Origin of the sequence: Methanobacterium formicicum DSM 3637 (assembly GCF_000302455.1) — an archaeon.
GTDB classification, from domain to species: domain Archaea; phylum Methanobacteriota; class Methanobacteria; order Methanobacteriales; family Methanobacteriaceae; genus Methanobacterium; species Methanobacterium formicicum_A.
This window is the reverse complement of record NZ_AMPO01000001.1, coordinates 372,471-395,696: the sequence shown is the minus strand read 5'-3', so window position 1 is coordinate 395,696 and position 23,226 is coordinate 372,471. Positions and strand designations below refer to the sequence as shown.

The 23,226-nt window shown below is 39.9% G+C and carries 21 protein-coding genes; 13 read left to right on the top strand and 8 right to left on the bottom strand.

Going from position 1 to position 23,226, the window contains the following annotated elements:
- Positions 1-172: 172 nt before the first annotated feature.
- The 4 genes from A994_RS01875 to A994_RS01860 are packed head-to-tail and all read left to right on the top strand — an operon-like array spanning position 173 to position 4,247.
- A complete protein-coding gene (locus tag A994_RS01875; protein WP_004029563.1) occupies positions 173-673 on the top strand; it encodes a PadR family transcriptional regulator in 501 nt (166 codons plus the stop codon).
- 4 nt (positions 674-677) lie between these two features.
- A complete protein-coding gene (locus A994_RS01870) occupies positions 678-1,766 on the top strand; it encodes an ATP-binding cassette domain-containing protein (RefSeq protein WP_004029562.1) in 1,089 nt (362 codons plus the stop codon).
- Positions 1,767-2,960 carry an ABC transporter permease gene (locus A994_RS01865; protein WP_004029561.1) on the top strand — a complete coding sequence of 398 codons (1,194 nt, stop codon included), beginning with the start codon at positions 1,767-1,769 and terminating at the stop codon, positions 2,958-2,960.
- Between the two features lie 39 nt (positions 2,961-2,999).
- Positions 3,000-4,247 carry an outer membrane protein assembly factor BamB family protein gene (locus A994_RS01860; protein WP_004029560.1) on the top strand — a complete coding sequence of 416 codons (1,248 nt, stop codon included), beginning with the start codon at positions 3,000-3,002 and terminating at the stop codon, positions 4,245-4,247.
- Positions 4,248-4,625: 378 nt separating this feature from the next.
- Here A994_RS01860 and albA read toward each other — a convergent pair whose 3' ends face one another.
- From albA to A994_RS01825, 7 genes are all read right to left on the bottom strand, one after another.
- Positions 4,626-4,910 (bottom strand): DNA-binding protein Alba, encoded by a 285-nt coding sequence (gene albA / locus A994_RS01855; protein ID WP_004029559.1) that lies wholly within the window; start codon positions 4,908-4,910, stop codon positions 4,626-4,628.
- A gap of 324 nt (positions 4,911-5,234) precedes the next feature.
- Positions 5,235-5,993, bottom strand: a complete 759-nt coding sequence (locus tag A994_RS01850; protein WP_004029558.1) for an ATP-binding response regulator — start codon at positions 5,991-5,993, stop codon at positions 5,235-5,237.
- Positions 5,994-6,050: 57 nt separating this feature from the next.
- Positions 6,051-6,791, bottom strand: coding sequence for an ATP-binding response regulator (locus tag A994_RS01845; protein ID WP_004029557.1), 741 nt, complete (start codon positions 6,789-6,791; stop codon positions 6,051-6,053).
- Positions 6,792-6,945: 154 nt separating this feature from the next.
- Complete coding sequence (locus A994_RS01840) at positions 6,946-8,463, bottom strand: 2-isopropylmalate synthase (protein ID WP_004029556.1); 1,518 nt, start codon at positions 8,461-8,463, stop codon at positions 6,946-6,948.
- 128 nt (positions 8,464-8,591) lie between these two features.
- On the bottom strand, positions 8,592-9,386 hold the full coding sequence (locus tag A994_RS01835; RefSeq protein WP_004029555.1) for a DUF63 family protein: 795 nt from the start codon (positions 9,384-9,386) through the stop codon (positions 8,592-8,594).
- 134 nt (positions 9,387-9,520) lie between these two features.
- Positions 9,521-10,168, bottom strand: coding sequence for a PHP domain-containing protein (locus tag A994_RS01830; protein ID WP_004029554.1), 648 nt, complete (start codon positions 10,166-10,168; stop codon positions 9,521-9,523).
- Positions 10,169-10,292: 124 nt separating this feature from the next.
- Complete coding sequence (locus A994_RS01825) at positions 10,293-11,315, bottom strand: DUF1786 domain-containing protein (RefSeq protein ID WP_004029553.1); 1,023 nt, start codon at positions 11,313-11,315, stop codon at positions 10,293-10,295.
- Positions 11,316-11,612: 297 nt separating this feature from the next.
- Here A994_RS01825 and A994_RS01820 point away from each other — a divergent pair, with 297 nt between their 5' ends.
- From A994_RS01820 to A994_RS01780, 9 genes are all read left to right on the top strand, one after another.
- Entirely contained in the window at positions 11,613-12,905 is a 1,293-nt protein-coding gene (locus A994_RS01820) for a TrpB-like pyridoxal phosphate-dependent enzyme (protein ID WP_004029552.1), read from the top strand.
- Between the two features lie 202 nt (positions 12,906-13,107).
- Positions 13,108-14,328, top strand: a complete 1,221-nt coding sequence (locus A994_RS01815; RefSeq protein WP_004029551.1) for a bifunctional 5,6,7,8-tetrahydromethanopterin hydro-lyase/3-hexulose-6-phosphate synthase — start codon at positions 13,108-13,110, stop codon at positions 14,326-14,328.
- A gap of 208 nt (positions 14,329-14,536) precedes the next feature.
- Positions 14,537-18,004, top strand: coding sequence for a PAS domain S-box protein (locus A994_RS13510; RefSeq protein WP_004029550.1), 3,468 nt, complete (start codon positions 14,537-14,539; stop codon positions 18,002-18,004).
- A 105-nt stretch (positions 18,005-18,109) separates the two neighbouring features.
- Positions 18,110-18,706, top strand: coding sequence for a flavodoxin family protein (locus A994_RS01805; protein WP_004029549.1), 597 nt, complete (start codon positions 18,110-18,112; stop codon positions 18,704-18,706).
- 153 nt (positions 18,707-18,859) lie between these two features.
- Positions 18,860-19,087: a 4Fe-4S binding protein gene (locus A994_RS01800; RefSeq protein ID WP_004029548.1), complete on the top strand. Its 228-nt coding sequence runs from the start codon at positions 18,860-18,862 to the stop codon at positions 19,085-19,087.
- On the top strand, positions 19,050-19,628 hold the full coding sequence (hisB, locus tag A994_RS01795) for an imidazoleglycerol-phosphate dehydratase HisB (RefSeq protein ID WP_004029547.1): 579 nt from the start codon (positions 19,050-19,052) through the stop codon (positions 19,626-19,628). Before A994_RS01800 ends, hisB begins: the two co-directional genes overlap by 38 nt.
- A 162-nt stretch (positions 19,629-19,790) precedes the next feature.
- Complete coding sequence (locus A994_RS01790; RefSeq protein ID WP_004029546.1) at positions 19,791-20,429, top strand: TMEM175 family protein; 639 nt, start codon at positions 19,791-19,793, stop codon at positions 20,427-20,429.
- Between the two features lie 99 nt (positions 20,430-20,528).
- Positions 20,529-21,182 (top strand): TMEM175 family protein, encoded by a 654-nt coding sequence (locus tag A994_RS01785; protein WP_004029545.1) that lies wholly within the window; start codon positions 20,529-20,531, stop codon positions 21,180-21,182.
- Positions 21,183-21,266: 84 nt separating this feature from the next.
- Positions 21,267-21,737, top strand: a complete 471-nt coding sequence (locus A994_RS01780; RefSeq protein WP_004029544.1) for a flavodoxin family protein — start codon at positions 21,267-21,269, stop codon at positions 21,735-21,737.
- A gap of 188 nt (positions 21,738-21,925) precedes the next feature.
- Here the strand turns inward: A994_RS01780 and A994_RS01775 are convergent, their stop codons facing one another.
- Positions 21,926-23,122 carry an HD domain-containing protein gene (locus A994_RS01775; RefSeq protein WP_004029543.1) on the bottom strand — a complete coding sequence of 399 codons (1,197 nt, stop codon included), beginning with the start codon at positions 23,120-23,122 and terminating at the stop codon, positions 21,926-21,928.
- Positions 23,123-23,226 lie beyond the last annotated feature (104 nt).

Genomic DNA, 23,226 nt, shown 5'->3' with positions numbered 1-23,226 from the left:
CCCGATTTTCATAATGAACATTCTGTACTGTAAAATCGGATATATTTTTCGAATAACTGTTCTTGAAAAATAGTGTATGATCAGATATAACCAAAATATTTATATGGAAAATAGATATATCACAATGTATTATGTCTAATTTTGATATATCATAACGAAAGGAGGTAAACGAATGGATAGAGAAAATGCGCCCTTTTCAGATGAATCTGACGATTCAGACGAATACAATGAAGAAAAACTGAAAAATATGGAGAAACTATTAAAAGAGCGCAACAAAACCATTAAAAATATGTCTAAATATGAAAAAAAGCTTATGAAAGGATTAATGAGGGGTTTTGGGAATACAATGATCCTCTGGCTGATTAGCCAAAAAAAACAACATGGATACGAAATAATGACCAAACTTCACGATTCTTCCCTTACCGATACTAAAATGCCCAGTGCAAGTAAAATATACCCAGTATTACATGATCTAGAAAAACATGGATTAATCAAAGGATCCTGGGGGCATCAGGGCAAAAGAAAGATAAAATATTATGAAATGACCGAAGAAGGTCATAAAACCCTTTCCACCTTTAGAAAAATAGCACAACTTACTAAGAATAACCATTCCAGCATATGGTTAGATTTCATGAAGGACATGTTAATGGATGAGGAGGATAAAAGGAGTTGAATTTATGAAATATGCCATTGAAACCTCTGATCTCACCAAAATATATGGTGACTTTAAAGCAGTTGATGCTTTAGAATTGAAAGTTGAAAATAAAAGCATATTTGGATTTTTAGGCCCAAATGGGGCGGGTAAAACAACCACTATAAAAATGCTCACCTGTTTAATTCCTCCTACTTCAGGCACTGCAAAAGTAGCAGGATACGATATCACTGAATCACCAGACGAAGTTCGGCAAAAAATAGGGATGGTACCACAACTGGTAAGCTTATATGGTGATCTCACTGCACGGGAAAATGCAGAACTATGCGCAGATTACTACGGAATGCCCAGGGACCTTAAAGAACAGAGAATTGATGAATTAATGGAACTGGTGGACATCAAGTACGCTGAAAACAAGATGGTTAAGCAGATGTCCGGGGGACAGAAACAGAAAGTATCGGTAGTTGCCAGTCTGGTACATCAACCAGATATCCTATTTTTGGATGAACCCACCATTGGTCTTGATCCAACCACTAAAAGCGTGTTATGGGATTTGATTGATGAATTAAACCAGAGCGGCCACACTATTATCCTCTGTTCTCACGATATGTACGAAGTGGATATGCTCTGTGATCACGTAGGCATAATCAATTTAGGAAAACTTGCTGCATTTGACACACCACAGGGCCTCAAAGACACGGTACTTACACAGGAAGAGTGTACTGAAAGTAATGTAGGAGAAATCGTGCGTGAAATGGAAGAATCCAATACTCTCAGCAGCACCAATCCCTCACTCTGCAAGCTGAAAGATGTTGCACGAGAATCTGAAATTGACAAAGCCAGAGAAATGAGTTTGATGGTAACTGGTTCAGATAGTGAATTGGTTAATAGATTATCCCAAATACCATGTGTTCTGGATATTGAAACTCACGCATCAGGAAGACTTGGATTTAAACTGGCTAACACTGAAAATGCAGTTACCCAGGTGATATCCGCAATCATGGAAACTGGAGGTAACATAACATCCATATCAACTAAGGATCCTTCATTAGAAGATGTTTTCATGAAAGTAACTGCCAAAAAAGAAAAAAACCAGGGACAGGGAGGTGATTAAATGGTTGAAACTAAAAAAATCATGTGGATGCTTAAAAAAGACTTAATAGTCCTTTGGAGGCATAAACCCCGTTTATTTTCCATTATTCTCTTCCCTATACTTATGATAGCCCTTTTTGGTTATGGTATGGGCGGATCCATTGAAAACGTTCCAGTGGTGGTGGTGAAACAGAGTGATGGTCCAGTAACCGACGCTACACTCAATGCCATTAAAGGAACATCATTTTACAATGTAGTTGATATAATCAGTGACCCCCAACGGGGGAAAGAAATGGTTGAATCAGGGAAGGTAAAAGCAGCTATTATACTACCCTCTGATTATGAGAACTTAAACAGTTCCAATGCCAAATCCGTAGTGACGTATGTGGATTCTTCGGATCAAATAGCAACACAGGCATTGGTACCGGCAACACAGGGACTTTTCAATCAGATATCTTCCCAAATTGGAATTCAAAAATTACAGGCAATGAATACCCAGTCCGCGGCAATTCAGGTACAGTCCCAGGGCGTTCCAACCACATCTGCACTCACTGGAGTTAACTACCAGAATATAATGAACTCAATTAATTTCCAGATCACCAAGATATACGGTGACATAAAGTACATTGACTTCCTGGTTCCAGCAATTCTAGCCATGACCATAATGATGGGAGCCATGTTCAGTATGGGAGAGGCTTTAGCAGGTGAACGTGAGCGAGGAGAACTGGCAAGATTATTCATGACTCCCACCAGTGTGGCTACGGTAGTGGGAGGTAAGATCATATCTAAACTTACCATAGAAACAGCAAGAGCCATACTACTCATAGCTGCAGCCATAGTACTATTTGGAATTACCATTAACGGCAGCCTAACACTGACTATCCTTTTACTGGTCCTGTCAGCCTTGTGTTTTGTTGGTTTCGGTATAATGGTTTCTGCCAGGGTTTCCACCCAGGAAGATTACACCCAGATGGTGATGCCCTTCACTATGCCCATGATGTTCGTCTCAGGAGTGTTCTACCCCATTGAAACCATGCCCTGGATATTCCAGAAAATAGCTTACATATTCCCATTAACCTATGCAAACGACGCTTTAAGAGGAGTTATGTTAAAAGGAGCAGGAATTGGAGACATATGGATCGACATAGTAGTTTTGGCAGGTTTCACCCTATTATTCTTCGCTATGGGAGTGACCAGATTTAACAGAGACATTTAAGAAGATTTTAGCTTAACAAATGTGTAATAAGGTGATAAAATGGATATTGGAAAAAAGCAAATCCTTCTCGGATTTATGATAACATGCCTTATGGCATCGCCAATGGGCATAGCGACAGTTGCAGGTGCAGATTGGAGTTCATTCCATGAAAATGCCCAGCATACAGGTTTTATTGACCAGGCCGCAGATTTCACACCTACAGTATGGTATTTCAATACACAGGGAGCTATAAAATCATCCCCCGCCATAATGAACAAAATAATCTATTTTGGTTCTAACGACGGTCATGTTTACGCAGTTAACATGGAAGACGGTACCAAACTTTGGGACTATAAGACTGACGGGGCAGTAGTATCCTCTCCAGCCCTGGCAGGAGATGTTCTTTATGTGGGATCATCAGATGGATACCTCTACGCTCAGGATACCAAAAATGGTGATGTGAAATGGAAATACAAAACAGGTAACGCCATAGAGTCTTCACCACTGATTCAGGGTAACCGTGCCTATGTTGGATCAGACGATGGACGAATTTACGCAATAGATATTAACAATGGAACCAAAGTATGGGAATACAACACAGGTAATGCCATCAAATCATCCCCAGTCATCTCTGGAAGCACACTGTTTGTTGGATCAGATGATGGAAAAATATACGCTCTGAATATAAACAATGGTAATAAGACGTGGGAATACACCACTGGAGATAAAGTGGAATCATCCCCAGCAGTGATGAACGATGTGGTCTATGTTGGATCCAATGATGGAAAAGTATACGCACTTAATACCTCCGATGGAACACTCCAGTGGAACTACGATATGGGCAAAGCAGTTGCTTCTTCACCAACAATCGATACCAACGACAACAGCCTGTTTATAGGGGCTGATAATGGTAAGATGATGTGTTTGGACACCCGAAATGGTGTGGAAAAATGGAATTACACCGCCAGCGGTGCAGTGCAGACCACAGCCGCCATTACCGGTAACAAAATTGTATTTGGATCAGATGGAGGTACAGTTTACATAGTGAACAAATACAATGGTAACGAAGAGTGGACCTACAATCCAGGCTATGGTATTCTTAATCAGCCTATGCAGTCTTCTCCAGCAACCTATGGAAACATGATCTACATTGGTGCAGATGATGGATCCATGTATGCCCTCAACAACGACAAAAAAACCGCTCCAATGTCAGTATACGTCTACTACATCGGTGGGGCAATTATAGTCATAATCGCCCTTTTACTGATTGGTAGAACTGTACGCAACCGACGAAAAAAGGATGAATAAATAAAATAATCCTAGAAGGATTCGGTTCTTAAATTTGCAGAAGATTTCATCATCTTCTGTATTCTTTTTTTTAAATTTTTTAAAATAAATCAGGAATAATGTTTTCAAAAACAAAATAAAAAACAATTAATATAAAAAATCCATTTTTAAAACAAAATGTTATTCATAATTTCCAAATACAATATAATTTCAATACAATTCTAATTACCGTACTAGAGTATAGTATACGAAATTGAAAAAATTGAGATATAAAATATAAATATAAAAATGTACCATTCTCTATTTTTTAAATAAAATTTAAATAAAATCCCTAAATGTGGAATTAAACTTTATATTGAATTAATTCACATAAAAAAAGGAAAACAGGAGGTTTAAAAACTATTTACTGAACTCCTTTGCAAGCTGTATTTCAATGGCCGAAACATTTGTGGAGGTCCCTTCATTATTCATAATTTCTTCTGTGCATATTTCAATGCCTCCAATATTCACATCAGTTATGAATCTGTTTCTGACTATCTCTGCAACATCCACTGCTCTAGAGATGGCTCGTCCTCTGGCTTTTAGTATTACTTCGTTGGTACCGCCGTTCATCTGTGTTACTACAGCTAATACATAGTTCATTACCGGTTTGTTTCCAATGTACACCACATTTTCCTCTGACATTCACTTAACCTCCATTGATATACTATGATTCTATGCTGTTACTAATATTATATATATTTTATTACACAGTTTAAGGAAATAAGCCCTTTGAAACGTTACAAAAAATAAATATCTGTTAAAATCTAGTTAAAATCTAGTTAAAATCTAGTTAAAATCTAGTTAAAATCTAGTTAAAATCTAGTTTAGAACCATTAATCAAACTAGTTAAAACTTAATTTTATGATAATCGAACGATTTAATATTGATTTAGGAATTCATCTACAAAACTTCAACATAACGTACCCGGATAAAATGGAATATTCAAGATAAATGGAATATTCAAGATCACTGGTCAATTGAGCGGAATATTACCACAAAACCATCAATATTATCTTCAAAGTCTTTAATGAGGGTCACACTTCCATCAACTGTTAATTTGCTTCCATCTTTGGTTGGCAGAATGGCTCTTTTAAAACGAGATTCAGTAATAGAAATATCCTCACCCCGGGGGAATTTGTAATCCATGGGTTTGAATATGTCACGTACATCATGACCTAAAGCATCTTCTTCCAGCCAGCCTGTTAATTCTTCAGCCATTGAATTCATGAATCTTACCTGACCATGGGGATCCGTGGCAATCACCCCATCACTGATGCTTCTGAGCATAGCCCCCAACCATTTATCATGTTTTCGGAGCTTTTTTTCCAGCCGATCCCGGTAAAGGGTTATTTCAATGGCGGTGTTGAGTTCACTTTCTTCAAATGGTTTGCGTAAAAATCCATATGGTTGTTTGAGAATAAATCCAGAAGGTTCGGTTACTTTGGCCCTTTGAACTGTTTTTTCATCAGAGTAGGCAGTCAGGTAGATAATGGGAATTCCCAGTTTGGAACGGATCTTCTCTGCAGCCTGGATACCATCCATTTCACCTTCCAGTTTAATATCCATGATCACCAGATCAACCTTTAACTCTTCGGCTGCCTTAATAGCTTCTTCACCAGAAGACACAATGGCGGGCACATTAAAACCAACACTGTTTAATGCTCTTTTCATGTCTTCAGCAGTTATCCTCTCATCTTCCACTATCAGGATATTTGCATTGGCCATTTCATATTCCCCCTTAATATTACTCTACCAATTAACACTGCTTTTTAAATCAATGTATCAATCATCTTGAACCTGAAATGATACTACCATACCGTTTATTTCATGCTTGTAATCTTTTATAGGAGTTACAGTGCCTTTAATCATGAAACGTGAACCATTACGAGAAATTATTTCTGGTTTCCCCTCAGCCAGAACATCTTCCAGGGAGGATTCATCCTTAATTTCAGAAAGAGGTAGGAAAACCTCTTCTATATTTTTACCCAGTGCTTTATCTTTAGTCCAGCCAGTTATCTTCTCAGCCAGGGTATTGATGAATCTGATCTGACCGGTGGAATTGGTTGCAATCACCGCTTCACTGGTTTTCAGTAGCATGGCCGATGCTAGCTGATCGTGTTCTTTTTCCATCTGATGACGGTATAATGTGATTTCTATAGCTGCATGGAGTTCATTCTCATCAAATGGTTTGCTTAACATTCCTTGCCCTTTAACCAAAAAGCCAGAGGGTTCTGTTAATTTAGCTCTTTCAACAGTTTTTTCATCAGAATAAGCAGTTAGATAAATTACTGGGATGTCGTAGAACTTCCTTATCTGGGCAGCTGCTTCAATACCATCCATTTCACCCTCTAATTTGATATCCATGAGTACTAAATTGGGTTCAATTCGTCCAGCCTGTTGAACGGCATCTTCACCAGTAGAACATATTACGGGTACTTTGTAACCTGCAAACTCTAGTCCTGCCCGTATGTCTTCTGCGGTGATTCTTTCATCTTCCACCACTAGAATAGTTGCACTGGCCATGGTTATCTGCACTCCTGAAATTTATACAACATAATAACTCTTAACTAATTTAGTACTGTTAATTATATCTTTACCATCTTATAATGATTCTCTGTGCTTATTTATCACAATCTAGTGCAACTTCATGCCATGCAATATTTTGCAATAAGGATTTTTATCTTGCAATAAGGATTTTGTTAATTGCATCTAAAACTGCTTCAACACTGGCCATGACCACGTCTTCCACAGTCGACCGTCCAGTGGCACTGTTACCTTCACCATCAGTCATGATTACAAAAACTTCTGCCAGAGCATTGGTACCACCGGTTATTGCTTCAATATGATATTCTTTGAGTTCTATATCAGCAGTTTCCCTTACTAAATCTTGTATAGCATTTATAGCAGCATCAACTGGCCCCACACCAGTTTTTGCAGCTGTTTTTATCTTACCATCCATGTTCAGTTTAACTGTGGCTGTGGGAAGTACGTTGTCCCCGGTCATCACAGTGAAGCCCTCCAGTTTGACCTTTTCTTCTTTGGGTTTTCCCAGCACAGTTTCGGCCAGTGCCTGGAGATCGGCGTCGGTAACCATTTTACCCTTATCTCCCAGCTTCTTCACCTGGTCATATAATGTGCAGAACTGGTCTTCATCCATCTCAATATCGTATTCATCAAGTTTTGACCTTATGGAACGGGCCCCTGAGTGTTTTCCCATGACTATACGGCGGGTGTGTCCTACCATTTCCGGTTTCATTGGTTCATAGGTCTCAGCATTCTGTAATACCCCATGGACATGTATACCTGCTTCATGGGCGAATGCATTCTCCCCCACAATGGCCTTGTTAGGTGGCATTTTCACTCCAGTGATTCTGGAAACCAGTTCCGAGGTTCCCACTAAGAGTTCGGTTGTTATATTAGTTTTAACACCATAAGTAGTCATTAATGCCATGACCACCTCTTCAAGGGAGGTGTTTCCTGCTCTTTCCCCCAGACCGTTGATGGTGGCGTGGACTTGCTGGGCTCCGGCTTCCACTGCTGCCAGGCTGTTGGCCACTGCCAGTCCAAAGTCATCGTGACAGTGCACACTTATGGGAATGTTCACCACGTTTTTAATATCCGCTACCAGCTGGCGCATTGAGGAGGGTACCATGACCCCCACTGTGTCGGGAATATTGATCACATCTGCCCCAGCATCCTCCACTGCAGTGTAAACTTCTTTCAAGTATTCAAACTCAGTTCTGGTGGCATCTTCGGCTGAGAACTCTGCTATGATACCATGATCCTTGATGTATTCCACTGCTTCCACTGATTTAGCCAGTATTTCCTCCTGACCCATGTGTAACTTAAATTCCCTGTGTAATGGAGATGTACCTATAAAAGTGTGAATGTAATCCACATCAGAATTTATAGCTGCATCTAAGTCTTCCTGCAGTACTCTAGCCAAACCACATACTTTTGCATTAAGTTCCAGACCTTTAATTTCCTGTGCAGCCTTCTGCTCACCCAGTGATGCTGCTGGGAAACCCACTTCTATAACATCCACTCCCAGACGATCCAGCCTCTTGGCTATTCTAATCTTTTCGTCCGGCGTTATAGCCACCCCTGGTGTTTGTTCACCATCACGGAGGGTGGTATCGAATATTCTTACCTTTTCAGGTATTTTCATTTCTTTTTTTACTTTATCTATGTACATGGGAAGACCCCTGTGGTTTGACATTTATTTAGTATTTGTGTTGGACTTCATAAAAAAATTGTGTAAAAAGTTAAGAAAATTTTAACGAGTAAACCTAAAAATTTATGATAAAACTAATTTACTGCTAATCATGTTCCCATTGCCAGGCTCAGGAAATTCCTGATGCCCGGTGCCAATCCCAGAATAAATATAGCCAGTTTTAACATGTTTCTGATGGTCTTATCCTCGACATAAGTATCGATTATGTAGAGGGCAGGTAGTATAACTGCTATTTTAAGAGGGAACATTACAATGGCACTGTCCGCCATCTGGGTGAGGGCATTGGGCAGGACGTGCTGCTCACCATAACCATAGTAATCCACTGCTATAAAGGTGGAACTGGCATCCAGAAGGTGAGCTAAAAGAACACCCAGGTTAAACTTGTCCTTTAAAAGACTCCATTTAAAACCAAGTAGTACGAATGGTGCAGAAATTAAAGCCCATGTTCCAATTACCTGGAATACTACCACTGGATTGATATTTTGAGTGTAATATAAGTTTGGAACACACATCGCTGCACCCACTGCAAATATGATGTAGCGATAATTCCACCCAATCTTGCGTTCAATTAAAACCGATGCTAAAAGGGTGAATATTGCAGTTAATCCAGTTAATATGTATATGCCTGGAGTTACCAGGATGTAGGTTAAGGGATATATACCATTGTCCACCAGGGCCCTGGCACTGGATCCGAAGAATATGAATGGTATTAAGGGTATGAAAAGATCCTGCGGGTCCTTGTCAATCCATTTAAACATTTTAATGATTAGGAGAATTATTAGACCCAGAACTATACCAAAAACAATGGTATTGAATGTGGTGTAACCCGGGTGCAGGTAGACGAAGTTCTCCTGGATGTACTGAGTGACTTGATCAAGAACCATGGCCCTATGTAGGGTGTTAAAATATTTAAATTTATCTTAATATGTTTAATTTTATCTTAATATGCCCAAAAATAGTTCATCCTATTTAAAAACTTGACAAAAGTATCAAAAAATTGAAAAAAATAAAATATCATTCAAATTCGTCTGATCTTCTTGTTAATGACTTCTTTAAGTATGAGGGGTAATGGTGTTCTGTCTCCGAACACATTGGTCTTACCGGAAAGTATACCCTTGATAATACTATCCACTGAGAAATCTGCTTCCACTTCAGTAACACAGCTACCAATGGCCCCTAAAAAGTGGGCGTCACTGGCACCGATCTGGGGGATGTTCCTTTCATTGGCCATGTTCTTAGCTCGCCAGTTGGAGTATCCGAATATATAACGGGAGTTAAGGGTTTCCATGGCATCAACATCCACAAATTTCACATTGGTAAACAGTCCTTCCCGGTAGGATACAAATGGATGGGCTGCTACTGCAATTCCCCCCTGAACACGGATGAGTTCCACTGTTTCCTCAGGAGAGATTCCTTTGGGTATTTCTTCACTTATGCCCAGGGCCACGATGTGCCCCTTGCTGGTGGAAACTTCCATGGCCGGTATGATCACCAGATCATCCATTTTACCGAATTCTTTTAAAGCAACCTCTGACCCCTTAAGGGTGTTGTGATCAGCAATGGCAATGGCATCCAGGCCAATCTTACGGGAATGCTTGACAATATCTTTCACCGTGGCTGTGGAGTCTCCAGAGTAGGTACTGTGAATGTGGGGGTCAATGATCACGAATATCACCTGTAATTTACTTACTTTAAGTTCATTTAATTGGTTACTTAATTATTTGCCATAGATTTTATCAGCTTATTACCTAATTAGTGAATTATCAACTTATTTGACTAGATTAATCAGTTTATTTACATGATGCAATAGATTTTATCAGTCCTGCCGGCCCAGTCATCATCACATCTCCCCCTGGAGCAGCGTTGTGTACATTTAAATCTGTCTCAGCCAGTATGGCACGCTTTGGCCCAGTGGCCACCACACATTCAAATGATCCTATGGCATCCACCACCCATGCCCCATGTCCATGTTCATCATGAACCTCCTCATGAGTGATAGTACCTTCAGATAACCGTTTTACAAGTTCTTCTATTCGTTTAGGAGTTAAAATACCAGTATGATGCTCAAAAACTCCATGAATCTTCCCATCCATAAAAGAAGCCGCCAGTGTGTGTCCGTTACCAACATCAATAGCCACGTATTTATCCATCTGACTGACTAGAGGATCCAGAGTTGCTCCACAAATAGAAGCGAATTTAGAATCCATTATAAGTGGTTGGTAACCTTTAAGGGTTCTCTTAACTCCCTGCATACGAGTGAAGTATTCTGGGATTTCACCAGGATAGGCAAACTCTTCCGGTGCCCGTGGAATGTCAAGTTTCTCCCTTATCTTCTGGAAACGGAAGTTCCGGTCACCAGTTCCTGCCTGGTAACCATGATCCTGCACTGCCACCCCAATACGGTCAAAATCAAGTTCCACATCAAAATTCGAAAGAGCATCCCGGATTGCAGTTAAATCAACATCTTTTAGCTCTAATTCTGGGATTTCGGGATGTTTTTCTGTTCCCTGAATAATTTCCACTCCGGTAGACCTTACCCGTTCCAGGTCATCCCGGACTGTTCTGGCTGAATTTTCGGTCATCACCACCCGGTAACCTTTATCAAGATGAGTTTTTATGGCCTTATTTATGGGACCCCCACCCATGGTTTCACCACTCAAAAACAGGTCATGATGATGTTTTTTTATCCTGTTGGCCATTATTTGTGTAGGAGAAGGAAGAACCATCTTCACTGCATTCTCCATTGATTCATAAGAATCATATAGCATTATATCCTGGGTCCCGGTACCCACATCTATTGCCAGTATTTTCATGTTTTATAGTATAGACCCTTTTATAATAAGAATTAACACCCCACTCAATGATACACCAATAAAATGTACATATCTATACAACAAAGATTTAAGTAGTACGTTAAGCATATCCTTGTGTCAGACAATTATATAGGGGAACGTCTAAAAAATCTATAAAAATACAAAGATTATTTCATTGATTTTTCAAGATTTCCCATTTATTAAATCCAGTTAATATGCATAATTAAGGAGTAAATCTTTCAAATAATGCGTATAGGAATTAAATTTGAAATCAAGGAAAATTTAAGAGGTGAATTCATGTACAGTGTAAAATTAACTGAAAAAGAAATTCCCAAAAAATGGTACAACATCGCCGCGGATTTACCAGTAGAGTTCCCGGCCTACGATCAGACCGAAGAAGGAAAACAGCTGGAAAATCTGCCTAAAATATTCTCCAAAGGAGTATTAGAACAGGAATTATCCACAGAACGTTACATTAAGATCCCAAAGGAAGTTAGAAACCTTTACAAACAGATGGGTCGACCCACTCCCCTGGTTAGAGCCAAAGCTCTGGAAGATCATCTGGACACCCCTGCCAAAATATTCTACAAAAGGGAAGACACCTCCCCCACTGGAAGTCACAAATTAAACACAGCAATAGCCCAGGCATACTACGCTAAAAAAGATGGTATTGAACGTTTAACCACCGAAACCGGGGCAGGACAATGGGGAACTGCTCTTTCACTGGCTTGTAACCTCATGGATATGGAGTGCACAGTTTACATGGTTAAGGTATCATTCAACCAGAAACCTTACCGTAAAACAATCATGCAACTCTACAATGGAGAGGTATTAGCATCCCCAACCGATAGAACTGAATTCGGTAGAAAAGTGCTTAAAGAAAATCCAGAGCATCCCGGAACCCTGGGAGTGGCCATATCCGAAGCAATCGAAGACGCACTAAATGATGAAAAAGTGAATTACTCCTTAGGAAGCGTTTTAAACCACGTTATGTTACATCAGACCGTGATCGGACAAGAAACCCAGAAACAACTGGAAATATTCGATGAATCCCCAGATGTTATGGTGGCATGTGTTGGTGGTGGCAGTAACTTTGCCGGAGCCATATTCCCCTTCGTCAAAGACCAGCTGGATGAAAAAATCGACTGTAAATTCATTGCCGCCGAACCATCCCACTGCCCAACCCTGACCCAGGGAGAATACTGCTATGACTTCGGAGACACCGCCGGGCTCACCCCACTCATTAAGATGTACACCATGGGACACGACTTCATACCACCCTCAGACCATGCTGGAGGACTCAGGTACCACGGTATGTCACCTTTAGTGGCTCTTCTGGTTAACCAGGGTATTGTGGAAGCAAGAGCTGTGGAACAGAACGATATCTTCAAGAGCGGAGTGACCTTCGCCAGAACAGAAGGAATAGTACCTGCACCAGAGACCTGTCACGCCATAAAAATCGGAATAGATGAAGCATTAGAATGCAAGAAGACTGGTGAAGAGAAAAACATAGTGGTTAACTTCTCTGGCCACGGACTTCTGGATCTTAAAGGTTATGATGATTATCTAGAAGGTAAAATAGTAGATTAATCCATCTAAACCTTTTTTAACCCTAAAATAAATTTTTTACTTTTTTCTACCCCCTTACTTTTTTTCATTCCCAAAACAGGTTGTGGAGAATTCAGCTTTTTTGGACGGGTAGAACTTTTATGGATGGGTAGAATATCTATTTATAATCCATCATTCATAGAATTAATGTATAAATTTAGACTTAAATTGGAGGATCATTATTATGTACCAGATAGGGGAAGCCTTAATCGGAAACGGAAATGAAATTGCTCACATTGATCTAGTAATTGGAGACAAAAACGGGCCAGTAGGCGCTGCCTTCGTGAATAATATGTCAAATCTTTCACTGGGCCACACACCATTGCTCTCAGTTGTCAGACCTAACCTGATGACCAAACCAGCAACACTCATAGTGCCCAAAGTCAGTGTACGATGTCTTGATGATGCCAACAAGATATTTGGACCAGCTCAAACCGCAGTAGGTAGAGCAGTGGCTGATGCAGTGGAAGAAGGTATATTACCAAAAGAAGATGCCGAAGACATGGTTCTGATCATCAGTGTGTTTATTCATCCTGAAGCCTCAGATTACCGTAAAATCTACCAGTACAACTACGGAGCAACCAAACTAGCCCTGAGAAGAGCAATGGAAGGATATCCATCCGTAAATAAAGTATTAGCAGAAAAAGACAGAGGAGCGCATCCAGTTATGGGTTTCAAAGTAACCAGACTATGGAAGCCACCGTACCTGCAGGTAGCACTTGACCTGGACAACATGCAGGAAATGGAACGCATCATAGACAGCTTACCCGACAGGGAAAGAATCCTGATAGAAGCAGGAACCCCACTGGTTAAGAAGTTTGGAGTGGGAATCATCAGCAAGATCAGGGAACTCAAGAAGGATGCCTTCATCATTGCCGACCTCAAGACCCTGGATGTTGGCCGTGTAGAAGTTAAAATGGCAGCAGATGAAACTGCAGATGCAGTGGCTATATCCGGACTTGGTACCCAGGAATCCATTGAAAAAGCAATCCACGAAGCCCAGAAACAGGGAATTTACTCCATACTGGACATGATGAATGTGGACAACTTCACTGAAAAACTGGAAACCCTCAATTTAAAACCAGACATCGTCCTCTTACACCGTAACGTGGACCTGGAAACCATGAAAGCTGAACGTGGTGAAGAACAGGCAGCCATGACCGAATGGGGTAACATTAACCAGATCAAGGACATTCTGGGCGATAATGGTCTGGTGGCAGTAGCCGGGGGTATTGTTCCTAAAAAGATGGATCAGGCCTTAGACAGTGGTGCGGACATTATTGTGGTGGGCCGTTACATCATCGGTTCCAGAGATGTACGCCACGCAGCCGAGGACTTCCTGGAAAAAATGCCCCAGGACCCTGACACCATGCGACTGGCTTTAGACGAAGACGAATCAATATAAAAAAAGAACTTCTGAGGGCACTAATTGTGCTCTTAATTTCTTTTTAACTTTTTTAAATTATTTTTACCAATTTAACTTTTTTTAATCTTTTAAGAGACTAAACTAATTTATTTAACTCGATTTAACTGGATATTTCTACCCATTTCCAGTAAAGCGCATTTTCGCTAAAAACAAATATCTTAAACAACATAATGATATCAGGTGTATTATGGCAGATGTAAATATCCTTCTGGTAGAGGATGAAAGCATAGAAGCCCTGGATATCAAGCACACACTGGAATCTTTCGGTTATAATGTTCCATATATCGCTTCACGTGGCGAAGAAGCTGTAGAAAAAGCATTAGATATTATGCCCGATCTTGTTTTGATAGATATAGTTTTAAAAGGAAATTTTAACGGTATTAAAGTAGCATCCAACATTAAAAAACTTAAAATCCCGTTTATATATTTGACAGCCCATTCTGAAGAAGCTACTGTCCAAGAAGCTAAACTTACCGAACCTTATGGATTTATAATAAAACCATACGACCCTCTTGAACTGAAATACACTATTGATATTGCCCTGTACAAAAAATCAGTGGAGAAAGTTAGGGATGATGCCGAAGCCCTCCGTAGAAAAACTGAAAATGATCTTAAGTTGGCAAGTCTTTATAATCGTAGCTTGATTGAAGCTAGTCTGGATCCTCTGGTTACCATTGGTCCGGAGGGTAAGATCACCGATGTTAACCGGGCCACGGAAATGGTGACTGGCTACTCAAGAGCAGAATTAATAGGAACGGACTTTTCAAACTATTTCACCACACCTGAAAAAGCCAAAGAGGGTTATCAGCAAGTTTTTAAGGAAGGATATGTTAGGGACTACCTCTTAAAAATTCAACACAAAAATGGAAGCATAACTCCTGTACTGTACAACGCATCAGTTTATAAAGGCGAATCAGGGGACGTGGTTGGAGTTTTCGCAGCAGCACGCGACATCACCCAACAACAAAAAGCAGATGAGAAGACCCATGAAATCATGGAAAACTTCAGGGCCATGGCAGACAATGCCAGTGAAGGTATCCTTATTGCCACTGGAGAAGGAATCCATGTATATGCCAACCAGATGGCAGCAGAAATAACCGGATACACGGTTGAAGAATTGGTTAATACAAGTATATGTGATTTAGCGCACCCTAATGAAATAAAAGGATTAATGGAAAGGTATAATAGCAGAATTGCCGACGAACCTCTATCCCCAACACACGAAACCATTATTGTGCGGAAAAATAAGAAAGTTATTCCAATTGAATTTACAGGTGCGAAAACGGTTTGGAAAGGCCAAACAGCAGATATGATCATAATAAGAGATATTTCAGAACGAAAGCAGGCAGAAAAGGAACAAAAAAGTTTGAATCGTAAATTAAAAGCCATTAGTAACTGTAACCAGACATTATTAAGGGCCGTAGACGAGCACACCCTACTGATAGACATATGCCGTATCATTTGTGACGAAGCAGGATACCGTCTGGCTTGGGTGGGATACGCTGAGCACGATAAAAATAAAACCATCCAACCGGTAGCATGGGCAGGATTTGATAGCGGATATGTCACTAATACCAAACTGAGTTGGTCAAAAGACACAGAGAAAGGTTTAGGTCCTGCAGGAATAGTTATAAGGAGTGGAGAAATCGTTTATGTTCAGGATTTCACCACTGATCCCTTAATGGGCCCGTGGCGCGAAAGTGCATTGCAGCACGGATACCGTTCAGGTATTGCTCTGCCCCTTAAAGACAAAAACAATAATGTATTTGGAGTTCTCATGATTTACTCCTCCGAAGCCAACGCAATTACTCAAGATGAAATTTGGCTCATGGAGGAACTGGCAGGCAATCTGGCCTTTGGCATAACCGCTCTACGTGAGCGAGCTGAACTAAAACGAGTAAAAGATGAACTCAAAATGGCAAGTCTGTATAATCGTAGCTTGATCGAATCCAGTCTGGATCCTCTGGTTACCATTGGGCCAGATGGTAAGATCACCGATGTTAACCAGGCAACTGAAAAGGTTACAGGCTACTCCCGGGAGAAAATTATCGGCACTGACTTTTCAGATTACTTCACAGAACCAGACAAAGCCAGAAAAGGCTATCAAAAAGTCTTCAAAGAAGGTTTTGTACGTGATTATCCTTTAAAGATTCAACACCCCAATGGCCATATAACTCCTATCTTATACAATGCTTCATTGTATAAAGACGAATCAGGGAACGTGGTTGGAGTTTTCGCAGCAGCACGCGACATCACCCAACTCCAAAAATTTGAAGAGAAAATTCAGATGCTGGCCAACGTGGTGGAATCATCTGATGATGCCATTATATCCAAGTTACTTGACGGGCAGATAACCAGCTGGAATAAAGGTGCAGAGTTGATTTATGGATATCCTGCTGAAGAAATTGTGGGAAAAGATATTTCCGTCCTGGCACAACCTCATCTGAAGGATGAAACAAAAAAGTTCATCGAAAAAATCAAACAGGGCCAACGTATCCTCCATTATGAAACTATAAGGGTGAGGAAAGATGGGAAAGAAATAAATGTTTCATTAACCCTGTCCCCTATTTTTGACGCCTCCCATGATCTAATTGGAATATCCACAATCGCCAGAGACATCACCCAACGGAAAAAAAATGATGATGCAATTCTCCGGGCAAAGGAGGAATGGGAACATACATTCGATAGCGTTCCAGACCTAATAGTTATATTGGATACTAATTTTCATGTTGTCCGTGCCAACAAGGCCATGGCCAACAGATTAGGGGTGGATCCTGAAGAAGCAGTTGGACTTACCTGTTATAAAGTAGTACATGGATTAGATTCACCCCCATCATTTTGTCCCTACATAAAATTGCTTGAAGATGGTCAGGAGCACACTGTTGAGGTTCATGAGGATCGTCTGGGTGGTGATTTCATTGTCAGTGTATCACCATTACATGATTCAGATGGGAAGCTGAGTGGAATTGTACATGTAGCCCGTGATATTACCGACAGGAAAAAAGCAGAAGATAAGATAAAAAAATCTCTCAATGAAAAGGAAGTTCTTTTAAGTGAAATACATCACCGTGTGAAAAACAACATGCAGATCATTTCCAGTCTCTTAAACCTTCAGAGTCAATATGTTATCAGTGCTGAAACTGTTAATGTCCTAAAGGAGAGTCAGGATAGAGTTAAGGCCATGGCCACCATCTACGAGAAATTATCCCAGTCCAATGATTTAACTAAAATCAATTTTGAAAATTATATCCAGAGCCTTATACACGGTCTTTTTTATTCATATAGACTCAAAGAAGGCCAGATAAAGCCCACAATCAAAATCGAAAACATAATGTTAAACATTGAAACTGCAATTCCTTGTGGCCTCATAATAAGCGAACTGGTTTCCAATAGTCTTAAACATGCATTTCCAGAGGGTAAAAAAGGAGAAATCTGTGTTTGTCTTAGAACCGATGATGATAAATATGAACTTAAGATAGGGGATAATGGAATTGGATTCCCTGAAGAGATTGATTTTAAAAACACGGATACTCTTGGACTTAAATTAGTAAATAATTTAGTAAATCAACTTGATGGAATTATCACTCTAAATAAAAGTCAGGGCACAGAATTCAAAATCATTTTTAAAGAATTAAAGTATAAAAATAGGATTTAAATGGTAATAACCATATTTCTCCAATATTATAAGAAAAAACAGTTCGTATAAGAAAAAAGTTAAAACCTAATAAATTCAAATTATTTTCAATGTGGGGGAATTAATGTGCAAAAAGTAATTTTAGGAATAAGCGGAAGCCCCAGGAAACAGGCCACAGAGCACGTCCTAAGTGAAGCTCTGAACACCATGGAAGAAAAGGGTTATAAAACCGAGTTGTTCACTGTTCGGGGGAAAGATATTAGCCCCTGCAGGAATTGTGATTACTGCCTGAGGAAAAAGGAATGTATTGTTAAAGATGATATGTATCAACTCTATCCTCTTTTTAAGGATGTTGACGGGATTATAATGGCCACCCCCATTTACAATGGAGGGGTTAGCGCCCAAATCAAAGCTGTTATGGACCGTACCCGTGCAGCTGCGGCAGTGGACATAAACTTCCTGAAACACAAAGTAGGAATGGCCATTGCTGTGGGTGGAGATCGTGTTGGAGGTCAGGAACTGGCCATACAACAGATTATGACTTTTTATATTCTTAACGGAGCAATACCGGTTAGTGGAGGGCCATTTGGATCCAATCTGGGAGCCAACTTCTGGTCACGAGATACCCTAAAAGGGGTTAAAGAAGATGAAGAAGGTTTTAGAAGTCTCAAGAAAACCCTGAACCGGTTCCAGGAATTCCTGGAAATATACCAAAAAGACTGATGATCCTATTTAGTTATTTCCACATGAAAACATGAAGTTATAAGTTATAATTAATTAAAGATTATTAACCCTTTAGATATACTAAAAATACTGCTAATCGATTATAAATATTTAATGATAAGTTATAACTTATAAGTTATAAGGAGATTGGTTATGAGAATAGAAGTAGATCCAGAAAAATGTACTGGTTGTGGAATCTGTAAGGAAGAGTGCCCCAAAGGAGCTAAAATATGGGATGTGAATAATAAAGCCATGGCCACCAATTTACGCTACTGTCACATCTGCACAATCTGCGCTTCCAAGTGTCCGGAAGGTGCCATACTCATAGTGAGGGATGATCCAAATGAACCGAAAAAGCAAGATACAGAGGAAGACCTCTGAAACCAGCATAAATGTTGAGCTGGATCTGGATGGTACAGGAGAGTACCAGGTGGAAACCGGGATCCAGTTTTTTAACCACATGCTGGAGTCCTTCACCAGGCACAGTCTTTTTGATCTGAATGTGGAAGCCCAGGGAGATGTGCAAATAGACGACCACCATACTGTAGAAGACATGGGCATAGTTCTGGGTGAAGCTCTGCAGGAAGCACTGGGAGATAAAAAGGGAATACGTAGAATGGCCCATGCTTTGGTTCCCATGGATGAATCCCTGGCCATGGTAGCTGTAGACCTGTCCGGCCGCAGTTACACTGTACTGGATCTGAACTTCCGCCAGGGAAAAGTAGGTGACCTCAGCACCGAGAACGTGGGGCACTTTTTAGAGTCTCTGGCCCAGACAGGGAAGATCAATCTACACGCCCGCTGTGAAGGAGAAAATGACCACCACCAGGTGGAAGCCATTTTCAAAGCCCTGGCCCGTGCACTGCACGATGCAACCAGAGTGGTTCATGATAGGATGCCCAGTACCAAAGGTGTCATCTAAAGCAATCATTAGGATGATCTAAAAACAAACGTTGGGTAAATCTAAAAGGAATCATTGGGTAAATCTAAAAACAATGATCGAATAATCTAAAATGAATCATTGGGTAAATCTAAATGCCATGATTGAAAACTAAAAAATCATTGGGTAATCATTGGAGTAATTATGTCAGGCAATGAAGAACCAGTTGCACCTGAACAAAAAATTCCAAAAATCAGACTTGAAACCTTAACTGATGGAATATTTGCCATAGCAATGACTCTGCTGGTTTTAAGCCTTGAAGTACCTGTACTGCCTGCTAACCCCACCCCACCCTTAATCAATGATTATATCGTTAACACACTAATGCCCCAGATAGGCATTTACATAATTAGTTTCGCAATTTTAGGTGGTTTCTGGTTGAACCACCACATATTTTACGCCATGAAGTATACTGATCTGGCCCTTAACTGGTTAAACATATTCTGGTTAATGTCAATTGCCATTGTGCCATTTTCCACATCATTAATGAGTAACTATGGCCAGTACCAGTTTGCAGAGATCATATTCGCCTTAAACATGCTGATTATCGGCGTTTTATATTATAACATCTGGCACTACGCTTTTAAAAATGAAATGATATACGAACCAGTGACCCCCTACGCCAAGATAATCCAACGATCTAACCTTTTACTGCCAGTAATATCGTTGATAGCAATTGGAATTTCTTTTATCATTCCAGTGGGAACTATTCTCATTTTCATACTGATACCCGTTCTTTTAAATATTACGTATCTTTGTCAAAAAAAGAAGAGGATAAAGTAAATAATTAATAGACCTAATAATACCACTAAAAACAGATATCTATAAATTGTAAACAAACCATTAACTAAACGGGAACATTTTAAGCAAAAGGAGACTGAAATGAATTCTGAAGATAAAAAGAAACCAGGCCTGTACTTTCCTACCAATAGACTGGAAACCCTGACTGATGGTTTGTTTGCTATAGCCATGACCATCCTAGTGGTGACCATTGAGATACCCATGGGGCCCATCCACACTTCTCAACTGTTTCTACAAACCACCGGAGAAATTTTACCCAAGTACGTTGTTTACTTTCTCAGTTTCTTAATATTAGCTGGTTTTTGGATAAACCACCATATATTGTTCCTTATTAAAAAAGCAAATATGACTTTGATCTGGATCAATGTTTTCTGGTTGATGTTCATAGCTCTGGTGCCCCTATCAACATCACTTATTGCACAATTTCCCCAGTACCAGCTCTCACAAGTGATTTTCGACGTGAACATCCTAGTTGTGGGTTTGTTCGCCTTTATGATCTGGAAGTATTCTGTAGATCATGATCTGATCCTGGAGAAGGTAAAACCATACGATCCTTACATTAAAAGAATCACATTATTCACACCAGCCATAGTGATCCTGTCCATGTTAATCTCTTTTATTAACCTGAAATGGAGTTTGTTAATTTTATTCATGATCCCTGTGCTTTTTGTGGTTGCCCTCAAAGTATGGTCCCTTAGAGATCTTAAAAAATTAATCCTAGGCACCAAAGACTAAAGATTTATTGAACAAACATTAACATGATATTGTCAAGTGCAAACATGATAATCTTTTACGAAAAATAAATTTGGAGGTAAAAAAATGAAACCACTGATCGCCTGTTATTCTTACTCTGGGAACACACTGACTGTTGCCCAGAAACTGCAGGATATAATAAATGCAGATTTTACACGTATAGAACCTGTTAAAGATAGATGGTATCTTATTAAAGCAGTCCACGCATATCTGGAGAAAAAATGGCCCATAAAACCCTGCATAACTGACATGAGCCAATACGATTGTTTAATTGTCTGCTGTCCTGTCTGGGCTAGCCGCACCCCCCCAGGCATTAACCAGTACCTAAAAGAGTTGGAGAATGTTTCTGGGAAAAAATGCGCTGCCCTGGTAACCATGGGTGGTGATGGTAATCAGATCGCCACCATGCAGATCCGTGAAAACTTAGAATCCCAGGGAATGGAATTTATTGACAAAATGGCCATTTGGGGTAAGGCCCAGAAAAGTGGGGAATGGGAAACCATGGTACAAGATTTTGCCAGGAAATTCCAGGAATAGTAACTAAAAAAATGGAATGGTTAATAAATTTAAGAAATTAATTATGGAATCTGTTCCATCCCTCACATTTTATTTTTCCCTTTTTTAGAAATAATTGGCTTATTTTTCCATTGCTTAAATATTACCCTGTTTATTTTCGTATCTTAGGTAATTATGCCTATTTTTCCATTTTAGGATTACTTGGTCACTTATCGAAAGTACTTGAATATTCTACCAAAATCTATGCCTGAAATCTTCTGCCCTTCATAATCTGAGTATATGTTTTTTGCTGCTTCTTCCAGTTCCAATGATTTTATTCCATGGTCCAGGGAGAGTTTAGCCTCAATAAATGCAGCAAGACGATCCGCTGCGTGGAGAAGTTCCCCATCAAGAGGTGAGAATTCATCGCGATTGTACTTTTTATTGAGGTCCCGGAAACTGATACCCAGTTTAACTTCTTGATTAGCCTGTATCTTATTTTCAAACTCTGATTCTGAAAAATATTTCATATCCTCATGCCATGGTCGGGGCAAGAGGGGTAAAAGTTCTTCTTTCATCTGAAAATCTTCATAATCCTTAATTATCTCTTTAAGGCCCTCTACTGAACCTTTAACTGGTGATATGATATCTTTAGTCAGGACTTCAGGTAGATCATGGAATAATCCTGCATAAAAGTTATTGTAAAATCTTTTAGAACATGCATTCATGCCCATTTCCAGAGTGCATAGATAGCTGGTTGCAGCCACAATGAACATGTGCCCCAGTACTGATGTTTCGGGTATGCGGGGAATGTGTGCCCATCGCTTCTGGAAACGGAGCTGTCCACAGAGGTCAATGAATCCAAAGGATTTTTTACCCAGGAGGATCTTCTGCACCCCGATTAAATCGTAATGATCTTCTATCTGGTTTTCAATGTTTTCTTTAGTTTTTTCAATACCATAGATGAATGGTGCGGTATGGTAGATGATCTTGAACTCCCACTGAGTGGCCAGATAGTGCGCTGCCCGAAGTATTCGTCTTTCCAAGCTGCTGGGACTTTCCTGGTAGTAACTCATAAAACGGTTCTGGAACCCCTGATCCAGACCCTCCATATCACTTTCCAGTTTCTGAAAAACATGTTTATTAAGTTCTTCACCCTTTTCTTTCATCATACGGTGAAATACTGGGGGTTTAATATCCGTTAAAACAGTCCGGTGGAGGAATTCGAATATACCCCCTTCTATGAGAGAAATCCAGTTTACACTACCAGGACCCCGCCTGTCTTCCTCAAATCTAGCTATAACATAGGCAATAACCATTTTATGAGCCTGTTTATCCAGTTCAGTAAATTCAACCGGACGTATGTGGTCATTCCATCGTTGCATGCTGGCTGCTTTGGAGAAGCGTTCAATGATGTTTTCGATCATTTTAATACACCATATTTGGTTATGGATGACGTAATATTAAATAGTAATGATCTTATTAAAATTTGAGAACGTGTAATGAATTAGAAAAATGTAACTGAAACAAA